Origin of the sequence: Paenibacillus sp. E194, from assembly GCF_000935845.1 — a bacterium.
In the GTDB taxonomy this organism is placed as follows: domain Bacteria; phylum Bacillota; class Bacilli; order Paenibacillales; family Paenibacillaceae; genus Paenibacillus_B; species Paenibacillus_B alvei_B.
The window spans coordinates 1-17780 of the sequence record NZ_JMDX01000122.1 but is presented as its reverse complement, the minus strand read 5'-3'; the positions used below and the strand labels follow the sequence as shown (position 1 = coordinate 17780).

General features: G+C 47.1%; 18 protein-coding genes. 15 read left to right on the top strand and 3 right to left on the bottom strand.

Translation table 11 applies throughout. From position 1 onward, the window contains the following. From AZ66_RS32785 to AZ66_RS17035, 7 genes are all read left to right on the top strand, one after another. Positions 1-342, top strand: a 342-nt coding sequence (locus AZ66_RS32785) for a DUF4855 domain-containing protein (protein WP_156159997.1), incomplete at its 5' end; no start/stop codon positions are given. Next, positions 251-3346 carry a DUF4855 domain-containing protein gene (locus tag AZ66_RS32780; protein WP_082061632.1) on the top strand — a complete coding sequence of 1032 codons (3096 nt, stop codon included), beginning with the start codon at positions 251-253 and terminating at the stop codon, positions 3344-3346. The genes AZ66_RS32785 and AZ66_RS32780, both read left to right, overlap by 92 nt. Positions 3347-3838: 492 nt before the next feature. After that, positions 3839-4102 (top strand): hypothetical protein, encoded by a 264-nt coding sequence (locus AZ66_RS17055; protein ID WP_044355930.1) that lies wholly within the window; start codon positions 3839-3841, stop codon positions 4100-4102. A 6-nt stretch (positions 4103-4108) separates the two neighbouring features. Further along, positions 4109-6043 carry an LTA synthase family protein gene (locus AZ66_RS17050; protein ID WP_044355929.1) on the top strand — a complete coding sequence of 645 codons (1935 nt, stop codon included), beginning with the start codon at positions 4109-4111 and terminating at the stop codon, positions 6041-6043. A gap of 127 nt (positions 6044-6170) precedes the next feature. Then, complete coding sequence (locus tag AZ66_RS17045) at positions 6171-6740, top strand: stalk domain-containing protein (RefSeq protein WP_044355928.1); 570 nt, start codon at positions 6171-6173, stop codon at positions 6738-6740. Between the two features lie 7 nt (positions 6741-6747). Beyond that, entirely contained in the window at positions 6748-7866 is a 1119-nt protein-coding gene (locus tag AZ66_RS17040) for a hypothetical protein (protein ID WP_044355927.1), read from the top strand. 142 nt (positions 7867-8008) lie between these two features. Further along, positions 8009-8200, top strand: a complete 192-nt coding sequence (locus AZ66_RS17035) for a hypothetical protein (RefSeq protein ID WP_021261459.1) — start codon at positions 8009-8011, stop codon at positions 8198-8200. A 138-nt stretch (positions 8201-8338) separates the two neighbouring features. On the opposite strand, the gene AZ66_RS17030 is transcribed toward AZ66_RS17035, so the two are convergent. After that, positions 8339-9325 carry a DMT family transporter gene (locus tag AZ66_RS17030; RefSeq protein WP_044355926.1) on the bottom strand — a complete coding sequence of 329 codons (987 nt, stop codon included), beginning with the start codon at positions 9323-9325 and terminating at the stop codon, positions 8339-8341. Between the two features lie 149 nt (positions 9326-9474). On the opposite strand from AZ66_RS17030, the gene AZ66_RS17025 reads away from it, so the two are divergent. From AZ66_RS17025 to AZ66_RS17015, 3 genes are all read left to right on the top strand, one after another. Further along, on the top strand, positions 9475-10035 hold the full coding sequence (locus AZ66_RS17025; protein ID WP_021253831.1) for a helix-turn-helix domain-containing protein: 561 nt from the start codon (positions 9475-9477) through the stop codon (positions 10033-10035). Between the two features lie 57 nt (positions 10036-10092). After that, on the top strand, positions 10093-10539 hold the full coding sequence (locus AZ66_RS17020; RefSeq protein ID WP_044355924.1) for a thiol-disulfide oxidoreductase DCC family protein: 447 nt from the start codon (positions 10093-10095) through the stop codon (positions 10537-10539). A 109-nt stretch (positions 10540-10648) separates the two neighbouring features. Next, positions 10649-11467, top strand: coding sequence for a hypothetical protein (locus tag AZ66_RS17015; RefSeq protein ID WP_044355923.1), 819 nt, complete (start codon positions 10649-10651; stop codon positions 11465-11467). A 121-nt stretch (positions 11468-11588) separates the two neighbouring features. Here AZ66_RS17015 and AZ66_RS17010 read toward each other — a convergent pair whose 3' ends face one another. Then, positions 11589-12713 carry a mandelate racemase/muconate lactonizing enzyme family protein gene (locus AZ66_RS17010; protein ID WP_044355922.1) on the bottom strand — a complete coding sequence of 375 codons (1125 nt, stop codon included), beginning with the start codon at positions 12711-12713 and terminating at the stop codon, positions 11589-11591. Between the two features lie 113 nt (positions 12714-12826). On the opposite strand from AZ66_RS17010, the gene AZ66_RS17005 reads away from it, so the two are divergent. From AZ66_RS17005 to AZ66_RS16985, 5 genes are all read left to right on the top strand, one after another. Then, positions 12827-13222 (top strand): hypothetical protein, encoded by a 396-nt coding sequence (locus AZ66_RS17005; RefSeq protein ID WP_044355921.1) that lies wholly within the window; start codon positions 12827-12829, stop codon positions 13220-13222. A gap of 32 nt (positions 13223-13254) precedes the next feature. After that, positions 13255-13851 carry a gluconate 2-dehydrogenase subunit 3 family protein gene (locus AZ66_RS17000; RefSeq protein ID WP_044355920.1) on the top strand — a complete coding sequence of 199 codons (597 nt, stop codon included), beginning with the start codon at positions 13255-13257 and terminating at the stop codon, positions 13849-13851. Continuing rightward, a complete protein-coding gene (locus tag AZ66_RS16995) occupies positions 13848-15419 on the top strand; it encodes a GMC family oxidoreductase (protein WP_044355919.1) in 1572 nt (523 codons plus the stop codon). The genes AZ66_RS17000 and AZ66_RS16995 overlap by 4 nt, the downstream gene beginning before the upstream one ends. Positions 15420-15841: 422 nt before the next feature. After that, complete coding sequence (locus AZ66_RS16990) at positions 15842-16555, top strand: hypothetical protein (RefSeq protein WP_044355918.1); 714 nt, start codon at positions 15842-15844, stop codon at positions 16553-16555. A gap of 26 nt (positions 16556-16581) precedes the next feature. Next, positions 16582-17262, top strand: coding sequence for a hypothetical protein (locus AZ66_RS16985; protein ID WP_044355917.1), 681 nt, complete (start codon positions 16582-16584; stop codon positions 17260-17262). Positions 17263-17314: 52 nt separating this feature from the next. Here AZ66_RS16985 and AZ66_RS16980 read toward each other — a convergent pair whose 3' ends face one another. Then, on the bottom strand, positions 17315-17749 hold the full coding sequence (locus AZ66_RS16980) for a MarR family winged helix-turn-helix transcriptional regulator (protein WP_052648570.1): 435 nt from the start codon (positions 17747-17749) through the stop codon (positions 17315-17317). Between the last annotated feature and the right edge of the window lie 31 nt (positions 17750-17780).

Sequence of the window (17780 nt, the reverse complement as noted above, 5' to 3'; positions counted from 1 at the left end):
ATACAAGGGAGTCTGACTCGTTATTATCCTTGGGTGGCAGGCAGCAAGCCAGGAACTTGGCAGGATTGGAAATGGTCGATAGATCGCTTGTTTCGAGAAGGGATTGCAGCTCGAATGGACTTGGATGCTGCAGTTGAACAGGTGGGAAAGGATTTGCATGAACAGGATAAAAAGGTAAACGTGTATGTTACATTGACCTTTCCCAGATCCACAGAGCAAGGACTTTGGGGATTTCAATGGCGATGGCACAGTGAAAAATCTAGAAAACTTGAATACGCGCAAAGAGTTGATCCGCTGGTACATCAACACGTTAACCGCTCGCTTCGAGCAACAGCAGTATAAGCACTTGAAGCTGAGCGGCTTCTATTGGCTCCAAGAGGATCTCGATACAACTGTACCTGGGGAGCAGGAGAGTGCGGCATTCGCATCCCTGTATTTGCAGCAGCACGGCATGCGTCTGGGCTGGCTTCCGTGGTATGGTGCAGGGGAGAAGGCGAATGGGAACCGGCTAGGCTTTGACTTCTCAGCCCTTCAGCCGAACCATTATGGTGACGACAGCACCACAATTGAGCGGGTGGAAGAGATTGCGGACTTAGCTTATGCCAATGAAGCGGGAGTCAAAGTAGAGCTTGATCAGCGTATTGTGGACGCTCCGCGGTATCGTCAAGCATTTTATAACTATTTAATAACTGGTGTGAAGAAGCAGTTTATGAATCAGTCTCTTCTTGCGTATTATCAAGACGTGTACGTAATCTATGATCTGTATCATTCTGAGGTATCGGCGGCGAAGCAGATGTATACGGATCTATATAAGTTTGCAACAGGCAAGTTTATTCCTCCACAGGGGAATTTTTCAGGAAGAGTGGTAGATCGTCAGGGCAAAGGTATCGCAGGGGTGACGTTAACGGATAAGGCAGGGAATGCTGTCACCACTGATACAGAAGGTCAGTTCGCGATGAATGATCTGTATGCAACAGAGAATTCCTTTGTCATAGAGAAACAAGGCTTACCCAGCAAATCTATTGTCGTCAGCATCCATGATAAGCAGACGATGTATCGCGATATTATTCTAGAGAATTCTGGTGAGCCGACAGTAACAGAATCTCGTTCGCTCGTAGATTTTGAAAGCGATATTAAATCTGGAACGAATAACGGCGACCATGTCAAGCGGGCAACGGTTACAGACGCTACCTATGTGCTGCAAGGAGAGAAGTCGCTGAAGATCGATTTCAGGGCTTATCCAAATAGCTGGATCGCAGCGTATATCGACTCCGATTATGACGGGTTCGAGAGGGAGCTTCCGGAAGAATCCTATCCAGCCTTTGCGCTCAAGGATTGGAGCGAGTATGATGCTGTTAGCTATGCGGTATACAATGCTTCTTCCAAGCCACAGGAGATTCGCGAGGTCTATATGTATGAATATGATTGGGGCAAGACCTATGCCAGAAACATCATGTTCCCGCCTGGGCAATGGACTGTCATTACGAAGTCGATTCAAGAGCTGAAACAAGCAGGAATCAATACGGAAAATATCATTCGCTTTGCCCTTATGCGCAACAGGCAGACGGAAGACGCTATGTTCTACCTCGATGATCTAAAGCTATTGAAATATGAAGCGAATCGTCCTGCTCCGGAATATAAGATCATGCTTCCTTCTAAGCTTGAAACCATGGATGTTGGGGCGTTGTGGTCACCAGTCGTGATCGACAAAAACGAAGCACTACAAAAGAAAGTGAATGCGGTCTTCGCGAGCTCGGACTCGAGCATTGTTGAAGTTAGCTCAGATGGCAAGCTGCATGCAATCAAGCCTGGTACTGTCGTGATTCGCGCGCAAGTAGGATCGGTAGAAGCGGAATCTGTCGTTATTGAGGTTGCTCCTTGGTTCTATAATCAGATAACAGGGAATGAAACACCACTATCTATCAACTATGGCTTCGAAAATCCTGTACTTCACAATCCATTACCGGGAGGAACGCAATATGTCTTGAAAAATGGCAGCAACCTGAAGATTGCCCACAAGTACAATAACAATAATGATATGTGGATTGTGTTCGATCATGCCGGTGCGAATAAGCTCTACGGGATGAAAGAATGGAGGCTTAGTCCGAATGTGGACAAGGATGCCGATCCCGACTTGACGCGCCCATCGACTATGCTGTGGCCTGATATATCGGACTGGATAGGTCCTTATATCGTTGGTGCTAATGATAATGGCAACGGCAAAGGTCAGGATTTCACGGGTGGCAATCATAATTATGACGGTGGCGAGAACAGTTCTACGACAGGAAGAACTGTTCAATATAATGTGTGGGTAGACGGGAAGCAGCTTCAAGATGGGACAGCAATCGATGGGAGCAAGGTTAAAATTGAGGTCGTGAATCGGATTCAGGGCTTCAATACGAAGGAGCAGGACGGACGCGGTCGAGAAATCTTGCAAGAGACGGTTACGTATGAAATCGAAAGCGGAAAAGTACAAGTTCATACGGAAATTATGCCTTTGGAAGAGATTACGTTATATCGTTATTATGGATTGCAGTCCGTCAACGGAGCATGGAATCAAGAAGTACGCTACTATGCAGGGGAGACGGAAGTAGGTAGAAGCGGCTCGGGCGTGTATAGTGATTCAGGAACGAAAGCCCAGCATCCAGACGTAGATAAGTATTGGCTGAGTTCGGGAATACAGGATGGAAGCCAGCATCAGCTGCTCGTGACGCTGAATCGCAATTACGGACTTGGTAAATTGCAATATCTGGCTGATGATCAACCGATTGTCTTTACTCAGGAGTATGGGAAATCCTACTTCCTGCAAGTCTTTAACAAATCAGTTGTATTGGATCAGGGAGAGAAGGTTGGCTGGCAGGGAACCTATCAATTCTTTTCTACTCCAGCACAGGAAAGAACGATTAGACTGTTGAGCCAGTATGCCAATGGATATGCTGTACCTACAGAAGATGCTATCTATCATTGGGAAGTCATCGGTGATGCAGTAGAGAAAATCAGTGAATCCAGTAACAGCGTGACGATGAAAGGCGTAAAAACAGGAACTGCAGCGGTTAACGTTACGATGACTTACAATGGCAAGTCAGAAACCTTCCGATCTACGGTACAAGTCGGGGACAGCGGAATCGTAGATACAACTGAACTTCAGCGGCTGTATGAGGAAGTGTCCTTGCTGCTTCAGCATACGGGCAGCGAATTCATTCAGGACAAATGGCAATTGGGAGAAATGACAATTGAAGTCATGAGACGGCTGAAGTCTGAGGGATACACGCGAGCGAATGTAGATGAAGCTGTTCGGAAAGTGAAGGATGAGATTGCCATTTTTAAGAAGAGCACACAAAGATAGAAAGGTTCTGCTCCTTCCTATATCGATGTCTTGAAGCAACTGGTAACAGGGAAAATTGAGGGCGTCCCAATTCATTGGGACGTTTTTTTATGGTGCAGAAGTAGAATCTAGCAATAAGGCTCACTAGTAAACATATCCTTGTGATCCATAATAACCATATTCATTCGATAGGATCTGTATTATAATAGGTCGGTATGTAAAAATGTAAATATTGCTACTACAGATAGGTTGCCTATTAGTACTGCTGCATTCTTCGGGGCGAGTTCGTATAGTATTTATACTGCCCTTATTCCTAACTCCTATAGATATGAGGTATTCGGGATTCTTATATTGAATTTTGGAATAACAATTACGAGTGGCAATAGCAGCCGGTGTCCTATTCTTCTGCTCTCTGGGACAAGGAAAGTAGTTCCTTCATCATTGGAAGGCAGTCTAATCGATGATCGAGAGTCCGAGTATTACATTGAACCTTGTTCTCATGAGCGACTTATTATGGCGTTTGTCACGAATTTAGCTTACCCATTCCGTGGTACAGTCATCTCGGCGGCGTGGTTCATTCATAGTCTGCGAGGACAGGCTCGCCGTGTGCTTACTAGCATTGTAGCGGCGTGTGCAGTCATCACCCTATTGAGCAATATAATGGGACTTGTGAAGGCGCTGGATACCGTTAAGCAAACATATGATGCGCAGATTCAATCGGCTTTTATGCACGACCAGACAACGTCACCACGACACAACATCATTGCAAAGGATTGAACGATAATGAGCAATATCTCACTGGCCAGAGTGGAACGCAAGCGTGTTCAACTTCCGCAAGGCGCGCTGCTGACCCTGCTTCTGGTGGTCAAATTAACGCTGCTTCGCCACTTTGTCTATGATTCGATTACCGTATCAGGCTTGTTTACTGATATTATTTCCGTACTTGTTCTTGTCAGTATCTTCGAGATGGTGCTGCCTCGATTCGGCAAAGGTACGATATATTGGACCTTTCAGGTCATTTTCTCTATTTTGATGTTTGCTGCAACACTGTACCATATTCACTTTAATACAGTCCCAACCTTTACTGCATTTGATGAAATGGGACAGGTTCCACAAATCCGCGGCAGTATCGGGCCGCTTGTGAAGTTCTCACACTTTTTGTACTTTGCAGATATCGTGGTGGCAGGAATATTTGTTGCGATTCGTTGGATGATCCGCAGGACGTATTCGCAGCAGCAAGCTTGGATGGATTCTTCCCCGCCACAACGGTATGCAGGCTGGAAGGGGAGAACTGCTGCAGGTCTGCTCATGATCGGCTGCATAAGCTACTCCTGGTTCGTCATAGACAAGGCGGAATCGATTAGCAATGAGAAGGTGAAATCAGAGAGAATTGGCTATCTCAACTATCAAGCTGCAACTGCACTGAAAATCATACGTGAGAACGAGATCATCGCGAATGGGAATTTGGATGAAACGAAATTGAAGATCCAAGAGCTTCAAGCGGCATATCCTTATCGTAAGGAAAACAATCCGTCTGGACAGCCGCAAGGGTTCGGATTGGCTCGCGGTGCCAACGTGATTGTGGTTCAACTGGAAGCCTTTCAGAACTTCCCGATTCAGGCCAAGCTAGAAGGACAAGAGATTACACCTGTACTGAATAAGCTCGTGAAGGAGAGCTATTACTTCCCGAATATTTTTCAGCAAATCGGCCAAGGAAATACTTCGGATGCAGAGTTTCTGTCCAATACGTCCATATACCCGACCGGAACGGCAGCGATGTCCACAGGCTTTGGGAAGAGAGTGCTTCCAAGTATGCCTCGTCTTCTTCATGACTTGAATTATCAATCGGCAACATTCCATGTTAACGATGTGACATTCTGGAACAGGCATGTGCTCTATCCTGGATTAGCATTCGACCATTACTATGACAAGCCGTACTATACGAACGATTTCTTCAATGATTTTGGTGCTTCTGATGAAGAATTGTATAGGGTCGGTGCGGAGCAAATTCGGGAGATGACGAAGCGTGATCAGCCATTTTATGCTCAGTTCGTAACGACGTCCAGTCATGCACCATTTGTCGTGCCGGACAAGCTGCGGAAGTTGACGCTTCCTGCCGATATGGAGGGCTCGTATTTAGGGAACTATTTGACGGCGATCAATTATACTGATTATGCATTGGGACAGTTTATTGAGGAATTGAAGAAGCAGGGAATATGGGATAAGACAATGCTTGTCGTGTATGGCGATCACTTTGGCGTTAATCCGAAGGAAGCAAGCGATAAGGAAATAACTGATCGATTTGGTGTTCCTTATTCGAATGAAGTGAGCCGCTTCAATATTCCGTTGATCATTCATGTACCTAAGCAAGCTGAGTCTAAGATAATCGAAGGAACGGGCGGTCAAATCGACATTATGCCGACAGCTTCCAACCTACTCGGTATATCCCTGCAAGAGAAGCAATTCCTTGCACTTGGACGTGATATGTTGAATACAGACCATAATGTAGTCGGAATGCGCTACTATCTGCCAACAGGCTCCTTCTTCAACAATGAAGTGATGTTCGTACCTGGTGAAGGATTCGAAGATGGCACAGCGATATCGCTTAAGACATTGCAGCCCGTGCCTTTGAAGGAAGCGTATCGCAAGGACTATGACTATATTCTCTCTCTCATGAAGCTGTCGGATGAATACGTTCAGCTATTGCCGAAGCGATAAGGGGAGTCATTTCTACCTTCACGGAACGAAAATGTTGGTAAAAAGTCACTCGCCTTTGATTCTGGACATGATATAATGAGTTGGTAGATTATGCCGAATTATGGCGATATATGATGGAGGGGTCAACGTGAGAAAGAGAATATGGACGTGGCTGCTGGTTGTGTCATTGCTTCTAACGGGAATTGGGAGCAGTATACAGCCAGCTTATGCTGCCGCAGCTTCTTCAACCGTAGGAACAATGAAGCTATATGATTATTCCCTACTGGAATGGAACGGGAAGCGCGTGTTCCTAGGCAGGCATTATGTAGAGACATCTACGGATGGACTGTATCTTGGCTTGAAGTCATTTTCAGACATATTCGGGTTCCAAGCGGATTGGAACAAATCATCGAAAACCTTGACATTGAAAAATCAAGAGCATACCTTCGTATTCACAGCCAACAGCAAGCAGGGGAAGGTGGATGGAGCTGCATTGCCGCTGCCTGAAGCTGTTCTGTTCGAGAAAGGTAGCGTTGCTGTACCTTTGTCTTACGGTGCATTGCTGAATGATGTGAAGCTGGATCTCGTGAATCAGTTGGACAAGGTACATGTTGTGGCGATTCCAAATGAAGATGCATATAGTAACGCGTATGACAAAGTTAGCGGTCCATATCATCAAATGTATAGTACGTACGAAAAAGACGCTAGCTGCATATGAGTTGGCATTGAACGATAAGCTTTACTATGTTCAAGGGTACATTGATCAACGCTCACCGCTGTACGTGATAGGCTCGAGCACCGCAGAAGGCAATCATAGGCTAGCAAACTCATCCACAGCGGGCATGATCATACAGAATCCAGACAAGAGTGGATACTCTCAGAGTGGTTATGCGGGCTATCATTACTATCTTCGATCAGAGAAGAGAAAGAATATTTTCGGAGAGACGATTGATGTGTACGTATTTGGTGCTCCAACGGCTGCTATGCAAAAAAATATCACCGCGAAGAAAAATGCGTATACGAAGGCCGATGCCAACCTGCGCAAATCAAATAAGCAGTTCGATTCCGTGGTGAATAATTGGATCAATGCGGTGAAAAAGCATTACAAGGGTGCTGGTAAGCCGAATGATCCGAACACACTGGCAGCTATGGCAATCCACTTGAAGGCATTATATATGGATACTGGGGCCTATGCCTTCGATGATGAGGCGAAATCCGTTCTAGCTGTTCTGAAGAAAACGAGTGAAAGTACTCATTGGGGTGTTCGCAACGTATTCGACGAGGGAGATTTCCGTGAACGATTCCAATATTTCTTGAAGAAGGATGTAAATGTAGCACTGAGTATCGCGCACACGCCTGAACAATATAAAGCTGCTGCAGAGATTTTATATACGAAGAAGAACTATAGTGCGGCAAAACTTGCGGCTGATGAAGCGCAAGCACTTGGCGCGAATATGAAGCAAATGCTGGCTGAACTGAACAAGTTGGCTGCGGAAGATAAAGAACAAGAACAATTAAAGGCATGGCAGCAATCCTATGCAGCCTTGATAAAGAAGTTCGAAGCGGAGCTAGCGAAGTACAATCCGGAGAAGAACGGGGAAGCGGGAGCGAGCGCACCTCAAGCGAATAAAGAAGAGATTGATGCTCAATTCTCGAAGCCGTTAGCTAAGCTGAAGACGGAACTAGCAGCTCTAAAGTCGGTCGAGAAAAATCATGAAGAGGCAAGCTTAACGTCCTTCGAAGGGGCAATCCGTTATCTAACGATGAATCCGACAGATTATGTCGCGGCGGCAGCCTTACTCGATGCAGCGATTAACTTTTTAGAAACAAAGGACATGAAATAAGAAGGCTGCAGTCTTTATCGAAACCATATGGTTTCGAGGGGGCTGCAGCTTTTATATACTTATATTATGTTGTGATTTAATTCACATACTATCATTCAATTCCATGATATAGTGTAACCATAAAGAACAGGGAGTGATAAAGATGAGAACATTCAAAACATTTGACACAACGGATCAAGTAACTCGCAACTTCCTTCAACTTTGCTATATGTGTGACGATAATGACAGATGCACGACAGAAGAAGAGTGCAGACAATGCTGGGCTGACCAGGGTCTTGCAGCTAAGCCGGAAGTCGAAGAAACACGTGAACTGCTGAATGCTTATTACGCATAATAAGAAATGACTTTCGTTTCAAATACTTTGTGAAAAGAATAACTTACCATGGTTAGTTTTGCCTCCACCTTATATAATAGAAAGAGCGCCGCATACTTGATAGGCAGTATGCGGCGCTCTTTCGCTGTTTCTGGTGTATTAGGCTGTTCTCTTAGACAGTGTTGGTGCTGGCTTAGGCTTTGCTGGCGCAATATTGCGGTTCGCCAAGCTCGTCGCAATCATCCCGGCGATAATGACGAACATCCCAATTAGCGACCAGCCTTGTGGGAATGTTCCGTTGAGAAGCAATACCTCGCCAAGCACGGTGAAGATCAGAATGCCAGCCTGTGTGGACTCCACTCCAGCAAGCAGTGCTGTATTATGCTTCGCCATGTCTGTTGCCAAGAAGAAGAGCAGACTTGCGATTACGCCAGAACTGATGGCAAGCAGCATTGCTTGTCCGAACTGAGTGGCGGATGGCAAACCTACGGATATAGTTCCGTATATGCCAAGCAGGATTGCTATAGGCATACTGCCAAGTGCCATGCCGAGTGTGCGCTGGAAGGAATCCAGCTTGTTGCCGCAGAGCGCCATCATTTTACGGTTGCCAAGCGGATAGAAGGTAGCTCCGATAATAACAGGAATGAAGCCCAGCAGTAATTCCGATAACGTAACATTGCTTGCTTCAGACACTTGCATGAGTACTACACCGATAAGTATAATGACGGAAATGCGCATGCTCTTGAACGGAATGGATTGGCGTACTCTTACCGGGCCATTCGGTGTCGGGCGTGTCTCGAAGAACAGTGGCGACAAGCATGCGCCAATTAAGATTGTAATTTGCCATGTTCCCGATGTGAGCCAAGACGGTGCATAGACAGCTGCAAAGCTGAGCAGCGAATAGAACGCGACTCCACACAGGGAACCCCATGTTAGCCACTGCAGGGGATGCTTACGCATTTCACGGAAGAGAGGCGTAAGGTTTTTGCGAAATGCGACAATCGCAAGCAGTATGGGAATCGCAAGTAGAAAGCGCAGCGATGCGGTCCAAGCCCAGCTTGTTCCGGACAGGTTCATCGCTCGGTTAATAATGAATGTGGATGAAAAAAACATGGATGCTAGAATGCCAACAAATATGGCTCTCATGATGCTCACCTTACCTCTACTTGAAAATCATTTTCAATTGTGTATCCAGTAAAGTATAATATACTATATTATTTTTAAAGTAAAGTATAATGTAACAAATATTTGCATATTGGTTGTAAACTTCTCGTTCGAATTGGGGGAAACATTCGATGAATGAGCACGAAACGAAGCAATTGATGCAATCGGTAGGCGCGAATTTGCGGAAACTGCGGAAAGATAAGCAGCTAAGTCTTGAGGAATTATCCGCTCTGTCAGGGGTTAGCAAGCTTACCCTTGGCAACATTGAGCGTGGAGATACGAACCCGACAATCGGGATGATGTGGAAAATATCGAGGCATTTGTCTGTTCCTCTGATGACGCTGCTCATGCCGGATAAGTCAGTGCGCATATCTCGATCAGGTCATGGCCCTACCTATGAGAGTGAATCCGGCCAATGGATATTGGAGCCTGTTTTTACGGATCTGCGCGAGAAGATGGAGATGCTGCGTGCACGGTTAAAGCCCAATTGCGTCTACGAACCAGAGCCAAATCACCCGTGGACAGTGGAAATTGCTACGGTAATGTCGGGTACGGTGCAATTGACCATTGGAGAAGATACGTATACGCTGCACCAATTTGATTCCATTCAATTTTCCGCTACCGAAACGCATATGTATGCTAATGTAGGCGATGAGGAAGCGGTCGTGCAATTTACGGTGTTCTACTCGTAACGGGATGTGAGATGTGAGGGATATACAATTGTTGAAGGAAGAAGCGGGTGAGGACAGATGAGCATACGTAAACGCCGCATGCTTGAGGTGTATTATGATAGTTGGTGTCCGCTTTGTACGGGAATACGCTCACGTTTGGAACGATGGGATTGGTTGCATGTGCTTCGTTTTTACTCGATACGCGATCAGCATGTAACGGAACGGATTCCGGTGTCCATGGACAATCTGGTGGACAGCATGCATGCGCGGGAATCAAGCAGCGGCCGCATTCTTTCCGGTATCGAGGCGGTGCATGCACTCTGTATGAGGGTGCCGATATTAATGCCGATGAGTCCGTTCATATGGCTCAGCATGAAGCTGGGAATTGGCGGGAAACTGTATCGATACATCGCTTCAAGACGTACGATTGTTCCTGCTGGCCAATGCAGCTCTAATGGCTGTGAGCTTCCGGAGCGGAGGAATACACAAGGCGATGATTCCGAATCGCATTCAAGCAGAACATAACATCCTTAGGCATAGGGCATATTTCTTTTTTTGGCAATGCCACCATTGCTTGTATCGACCATTCAGGTATGAGGATGCGCAAGCAATGATTGAGAGAAGGTGTTAGAACGTGGCGAAGCTGCGTCATCAAAGTACAACAGGAAAAGTGACAAGGTCACGACGTGTAAGTGGTTGGTTCATCTTTTTTCTACTAACGGATCTGCTCGTTTTCGGCGGCTTTGCTATCATGTACAGTGAATCTAACAGCTGGGAGAAGGAATTGCAGAATGCGGTTCCTGTTGAAACGGTGACTCCAGAAATGACAGGCATCGTAGCGATAACTGGTACGCTTACCTCTCGAAATCCTGCCCTGGATGAACACTTGGCTTCATCTTATGCGCTGCTCGTGAAAGAGGATCGAAGGTGGTCGTGCAGCTCTCGCACTTGCAGTTATGTGGCAACAATGACGACTACAGTGGGTGATGTGAACGGATTGTCGATGAACGGGATCCCGCTTCAGCCGTCCGTATTCCGCTTGACCGATCTTACTGTGCCGCTGCACGAGGGGACGCTCCGCAATCCGGACGAGGAGGTCGAGAACAACCGCGTGCTGGTAGTGGCGCCGAAAGAGACGGCACAGAGCTATGCGGGCGTTCCAAATGGCGAGAAGGTTACCATACTCGGGCAGGCAGAGGAAGGACAGCTGAAGCCAATGTCATTTCCCAATGGCACGGATTCCGTCTTGTATGGAGGCTTGCCGCCTTATGCGCCGAAGGACAAGCCGGAAACGATTGAAAGAGGATATGTCATAGGTTCGTCGCTGAATGCTATCATAGCGCATGAGGAAAATATGCAGAATGACGTCATTTGGACCGTGCTCATCGTTGGCTTACTGCTGTTGCCTGTAACGCTGCTGCTGGCCCCATGGCCGAAGAAACAGCGAGGTTAAAGGAGCCTTAGGCCATAAAATTTCTCGTAAATGGATATATGAATACGAATTGCAATATTGTTGGGCGAAGCCAGAGCTTCGCCTTTTTTCGTTGCGCAAAAGAAATGCTGGTCATATTCAATTACCAGAAACGCGAGCCGTCCCAGCGGTAATGGCTAAGCATGTCTTCATCGATGGCTGTCCCGATGCCAGGGCCATTCGGAATATCGACGGTTCCGCGATGAATGTGAAGCGGAACCAAGGCCGTAAATGGATTGTCCATTACGTCCCACTCTATCGGTTCAACCGCTTCGTCGGCGTCCATTTTGCTCCAGGCAGGCAAGCAAGCGTGAGCGAACAACGTGTAGCAGCGGGCTAAAGCGCCATCGAAGGTATGTGGGGATACGCGAATGCCCGCTGTGCGTGCGAGCTTTAGTACGTCGCGATAGGCATCGATACCGCCAAGATGAAGCGGATCGGGCTGAACAATATCCAGCGCTTGCCAAACGATGGCTTGATGGAACAGCGAGGGAGTCATGGCATTTTCACCGCCTGCAACCGGAATGTCCAGTCGAAGTCGACAATGCGCGAATTGATCCCATGCGTTCAAGGGCAATGGCTCTTCGAACCAGATCCAATTTTCGTATTGATTGACCAGGGAGTTCCAGCTGCTAGCCGTGGCAGCATCATAGCTTCCATTGGCGTCCAATGCAATTCGTATACGCTGCCCGTACTGTTCTTGGACGGCGCGGACATGGCGAATATCATCAGTGAGTGATTTCCCGCCCACTTTTATTTTCATGTTTACAAACCCCTGTTGGACCGCTTGTTCCATATCCTTTAGCGATTGGCCTATCCAATCTGATGCATCTGAATATGATTGAAGCGATGCGTACAAGGGGAGCGAACGTCTAACCGCGCCACCCCAAAGCTCGCTAATTGATAATTTCGCGCTGTGTGCAACGATTTCCGTCAGCGCCAAGCTGACCGCAGCTGCGGGTCTATCATGCTTTTGCTTGGATAATGCACTGATAATGGCATTTCGTTCCCGGGCATCCTTGCCAAGAAGGAACGGAATGACGGCGTGTTCAAACTCGGTTTCCAGAGCAGGCAGCCATCCCGAACATTCGCCCCACCCGGTAAGTCCGGACTTCGTCGTAATTTTGATCAGGTAAGTGGAACGGAACTTCTTCAAGCCATTGGCATCCCCGTAGGGACGGGGGATTCGATATAACAACGGGTACGTGTCGATCTTGTGAATGAGCAAGAGTAACCTCCTAATAAAAATGATGACCTATGTTTTAAGTATGGGATATGTTGGAACACTTTTATAAGCGGCAATCGCAAAAAAATTATGATTCGTAAGAAAGAGGGAACGCGATGGGATGGGAAGGTTGGCCAATCGAGCGGATGCTCATTTTATTCGTCAGTTTAGCCTTTTGTTTAATCGGCATACAAGTGACGATGTCTCATTATCGGCAAAATTTTCATCATAAAGCGATGTGGGTGCCCGTGCTGGCAGCTCCGTTGTTTTTTGTGTTCGGGTTGATTCTCGTCTGCTTTCACGTGGCATGGCTGCGTGTTTTTTTCCAAATCCTCATGTGGGTTGGAGCTTTGGCGGGACTGGTCGGTTTTTATTTTCATGTTCGTGGTGTAGGAAAGCGGGTCGGGGGTTATCAATCACATAACTTTCTAATTGGGCCTCCTGTCATCATGCCGCTCATGATTACCGCGATGAGCCTGCTTGGGATAATAGCGCTGTATTGGCGAGCGTAATGGTTGAAGATGACTGTACTGGAGTGAGATTGATGGTGAGAAGAACTCGGTATCCTTCATTCAATGTACTGGATGAACGCGAGGCATGGGATACCCATACCCAAGCCATTGTGACGAGCAGAATAAGTAAATCGCAGTCCTGCACCGTGTTAGATGGTGAGAAATATAAGCTGCTGCAACAGGTGTGTTCCGCGCTCGTCGATGACGGGAGAGAGGAAGTAATTCAATATGTGCTTGCCCACGTAGACCAGACATTGAAGGATACGACGACGGGAGAAGGGGAACGCAGAACGGGCGTGCCGGAGCGCAAAATGCTTATTCTTGAAGGGATTCAGCATTTAGACAAGTTCCTGTTGCAAGTTACGGGAAAAAAAGCGAGCAAATGTGAAGCACAGCAGCTTAACGAGGTGCTTCGGCAAATTAGCGATGGACGAGCGGATTATTCGAAATGGTCTAGCGATCTTCAACGCGAATGGTTCGTGAAGATGCTTAATCTGACTGTCGAGGCGTACTGCTCGCATCCTATCGTGTGGTCTGAGATGGGGTATGCTGGCCCTGCATACCCGCGCGGCTATGTTCGCGGCGATATCGGACGGCTTGATCCATGGGAGGCGAAGGAAGAAGCATGATACTGCGTAAATTTGCTGATGAGGCGGATGTTGTAATCGTCGGCGCCGGTGCCGCCGGCGGCGTGCTTGCTAAGGAATTGAGCGAGGCTGGGTTCCGCGTCGTTGTACTGGAGGCCGGGCCGTTTCGCGATCCGCAGCAGGACTTTGCAAGCGACGAGCTCACCATGAAAAACTTGGGCTGGCAGGACACCCGCATTGTAGACGGAAAAGACCCGCTGACGATGGGGCATAACAACTCCGGTCGCGGTGTAGGCGGAGGAACGGTGCATTTTACGGCCGTGTTTCTTCGATTCCATGAATCTGACTTCCGCACCAAGACGCTGGATGGCGTTGGAGAAGACTGGCCCATACGTTATGAGGATCTTGAGCCGTATTACTCGCGCATTGAGAAAGAGATTGCGGTATCCGGTCCGAAGCATTTCCCTTGGGGCAGCTACCATGGGCCTTATCCGTATCCAGAACGGGATCCGCTGAGTCCGAATGCTTATTTATTCATGAAGGGCTGCGAGAATTTGGGGATTCGTTCGTCTGTTCCGCCGCTAGCCATCATATCTGCGCCATTCGATGGCCGTCCGCCATGCATCAACAGGGGCTTTTGCAACCAAGGATGCATGCCGAATTCGAAATTCAGCACGTTAATTGTGCATATTCCGAAGGCTATCGCTGCAGGAGCGGAGGTATTAGCCGATTGCATGGTCACCCAAGTGCTAACGGGAAGCGACGGCAAGGTAACGGGCGTAACGTTCGTGCATGAAGGCGAGACCTATGCGCAGAAGGCAAAAGTAGTCATCTTGTCCGCTTTCGCGGTAGAGACGCCGAGACTGCTGCTTCACTCCGCGAATAACCGCTATCCGGAAGGACTTGCCAATAGCAGTGGTTGGGTTGGCAAAGCGATAATGCCGCACAGCAGCGAGGACGTATATGCCAAGTTCGATCGCGATATACGGCTGTACAAGGGAACTCCGGTATTGGCAACGACGCAAGACTTCTACGAGACGGACAAAAGTAGGGGATTCGCGCGAGGCTACACCCTTCATGCCCATGGCGCTAGACCTGTCGGGTTTGCTCAAGGTCTGAGCAAGTCGAGGACAGGCCCGATCTGGGGAAGCCGGCTTAAGGAAGAGCTGCTGGACTATAATTACTACGGAAGAATAACGATGGTAGGAGAGGTGCTGCCGAACCCGGACAATCGGGTAACGCTTGCCGGTGAAAAGGATGAGAATGGAGTGCCGCGGGCCAAGGTAACGTTCAGCTATGGAGAGAATGACCGGAAGCTAATCGAGCATGCCGTTGGCAAAATGAGCGCTATTCTGGAAGCGGAAGGCGGCGATGTCAAGTATGTCGTGCCGGATACCGCTCATCTCATGGGAGGCTGCCGTATGGGCACGAATCCGCAGACTTCTGTCGTCAATTCGTATGGGCAATGCCATGATATTCCCAATTTGTTCGTCTGCGATGCCAGCATGTTCGTGACATCCGGCGGGGCTAACCCGACGAATACCGTAATGTCACTGGCTCTGCGAACCGCCGATTACATCAAGGAACAAGCGAAGAAGCTGGAGCTGTAATAAGTCTGCATCAATGAATCATTTTGAGTAATGGCAATGTCGTGTAAAGACCATAGGAACTTTTAGTTCCTGTGGTTTTTTGTTATGTGCTTGTCTAGGAAAAGTTAGGGAGGTCATCCGCCGTTTCCACAAAATCATAGAAGAATATCATGACAGTAATTGTAGAGCGGAGTTGTAAACTTCATGGCACATTCAAAAATTATTGTCGGAGATAATGGAAATGCCGATTACCCGGTGGAGATGTCCAATGACGTTGCTCCATGATCTCCTTCGAAGTAACCAACTATTTGCCTCTTGTTCCCTATGCGACTAATCCAGCAGGCTTACAGTTTCTCGCCGATATATTCGTAGATGAGAGTTTGTGAGCATGTAAATCAGAATGCTTGGACGTATCGAAAAAATAATGCGAGGTGATCAAATTGTTGCATCCTATGGCGCCCTTTCAAAGGCTTATTAGCAATGGAGCTACGGTGTTTGTCGGGGTGGATCGGGAAGAAGCGGAGATAAATGCCGTGAACGGAACAGGGGGGATGGCTAGTGCAGTGACGATGTTAAGCCTGGATTGGCCGGCTTTAAAAAAATACGATAATGATTTGTCCCCAGCTTCGCCATCCCCTTTTAGCGGTGATGCAAATCCCGAATACATTTGGCAACCACCGATCAGCGATGGCCAAGCGAGGGCATTTGCGATAGCTTCAAATTCATTTACAGTAACCGGACTCTTTATACCCCCAATTACAACATTTGAACGAGCTACCTTTTCCGTATGTTTATCGGCCTTTTCCGATAATGCCATGACCGCGAAAATTACACTATACGAACAGGTAGGAGGCAGTTATGTGAAAGTGCCTGCACAGCCAGCCGGTTTAGGCGACTTTATATTGGTAGCAGGAACCCCCAATACGCCTTCAACTGGTTTGACTGAAACGATACCGTATAATTGGCAGGATATTCGCGTATATTCCACATCGTTTACAGCTCCATTAGCAGTGCCCGCTGGGGCGCCGCGTACTTTTAAAGTTGTTATTTCATTTATGGCAACCAATTATTTACCGATAGCTCCGGTACCAGGAAATCCAGCCGGATTGCAATTTATTGCGGATTTATATCAAGAAGTTGATGAAGTGATTGGGTAGAATACTTTTATTGAAAGGACTAGGTGATGATCGTGCCGATTACTCCGTTCGATCGTTTAGTAAGCAATTCATCGATCATATCTGTAGGTATTGATCGAGATGCGGCTGCTATGAACGCTGCCAATACTACAGGAGGAGTGACTAACGATATTACTCGACTTAGTCTGAAATGGCCATCCGTTAGAAAGTATGATAATGATAAACTGGCATTTGGATCGCCTTCTCCATTTGCATCAATATCGAATCCAGAGTATGTGTGGAGCACTCCCATTTCAAACGGACAATTTACGTCCTATGCGGTTGCTTCCAAGATTGTAACAACAAGCCCTGAAGATCCTAGAATTAGTATGAACGTGAATTTAGTTGCTTTTGCCGATAATGCGATGACGGCACAAATTTCACTATTTGAAGAAACCGGATCAATGTACACAAAAGTAGCCGTTCAACCGACCGGCCTTGATAATTTTATACTAATAGCAGGAACTCCGAATGATCCGACAACAGGATTAACGGAAGGATTACCATACAATTGGCAGGATGTCCGCGTATATTCGACTTTTTTTCAGGTTCCTGTAACACCTGCAGTAACTAGAAATTTCAAAATCGTCATTTCATTCGGAGCAACAAACTATTTACCTTCCAACTTAATTGAAGAGAATCCGGCAGGATTGCAATTCATAGCGGATATTTATGCTGGACGGGTGTAGTTACGCATATGAATAAGTATCATGTTCGATATTGTTTTACGTAGTTTACTTCCTACTCCATATTCCCCGTCAGTGATTGATTTATCTTCCCGCATAAGTTTACAAACTGTCGCAGCTCGTCATCACTGAGCCCATCGCGAATTCGATTCATGATGCCATGGCGAGAGATGGCCGCCTTCTGGAGGAAGGCGTGACCTTGTTCAGTAATTTCATGATACATGTAGCGTCGATCATGAGTATCGCGTGTTTGTGTGATCATGTTTTTATCGATAAGTTTCTTTGTTAATTTGGAAATCGCGGATAATGTCGTATGGATCGAATCTGCAAGCTCTCGAGTCGTTTTTGCTCCATTCATAGCAAGCAGATCCAATATATTGTATTGCGCGGAAGTGATTCCTTCCACATTGAACCGATTATGCTCCGCGACCAGCTTGCATTGGAGCATCGTAAATTCCTTTTCGAAATCACACGTGTTATGTTCGGTCAATTTTTATCTTGTCCTTTCTACTCGCACCTTG

What these genes read in the sequence shown, in the direction of transcription:
- AZ66_RS17050 (WP_044355929.1), top strand. Translation starts at nt 4,109, where the DNA reads ATGAGCAATATCTCACTGGCCAGAGTGGAACGCAAGCGTGTTCAACTT.
- AZ66_RS17000 (WP_044355920.1), top strand. Translation starts at nt 13,255, where the DNA reads ATGGTGAGAAGAACTCGGTATCCTTCATTCAATGTACTGGATGAACGC.
- AZ66_RS17005 (WP_044355921.1), top strand. Translation starts at nt 12,827, where the DNA reads ATGGGATGGGAAGGTTGGCCAATCGAGCGGATGCTCATTTTATTCGTC.
- AZ66_RS16985 (WP_044355917.1), top strand. Translation starts at nt 16,582, where the DNA reads ATGATCGTGCCGATTACTCCGTTCGATCGTTTAGTAAGCAATTCATCG.
- AZ66_RS17035 (WP_021261459.1), top strand. Translation starts at nt 8,009, where the DNA reads ATGAGAACATTCAAAACATTTGACACAACGGATCAAGTAACTCGCAAC.
- AZ66_RS17030 (WP_044355926.1), bottom strand. Translation starts at nt 9,325, where the DNA reads ATGAGAGCCATATTTGTTGGCATTCTAGCATCCATGTTTTTTTCATCC.
- AZ66_RS17020 (WP_044355924.1), top strand. Translation starts at nt 10,093, where the DNA reads ATGAGCATACGTAAACGCCGCATGCTTGAGGTGTATTATGATAGTTGG.
- AZ66_RS16995 (WP_044355919.1), top strand. Translation starts at nt 13,848, where the DNA reads ATGATACTGCGTAAATTTGCTGATGAGGCGGATGTTGTAATCGTCGGC.
- AZ66_RS17025 (WP_021253831.1), top strand. Translation starts at nt 9,475, where the DNA reads ATGAATGAGCACGAAACGAAGCAATTGATGCAATCGGTAGGCGCGAAT.
- AZ66_RS17055 (WP_044355930.1), top strand. Translation starts at nt 3,839, where the DNA reads ATGGCGTTTGTCACGAATTTAGCTTACCCATTCCGTGGTACAGTCATC.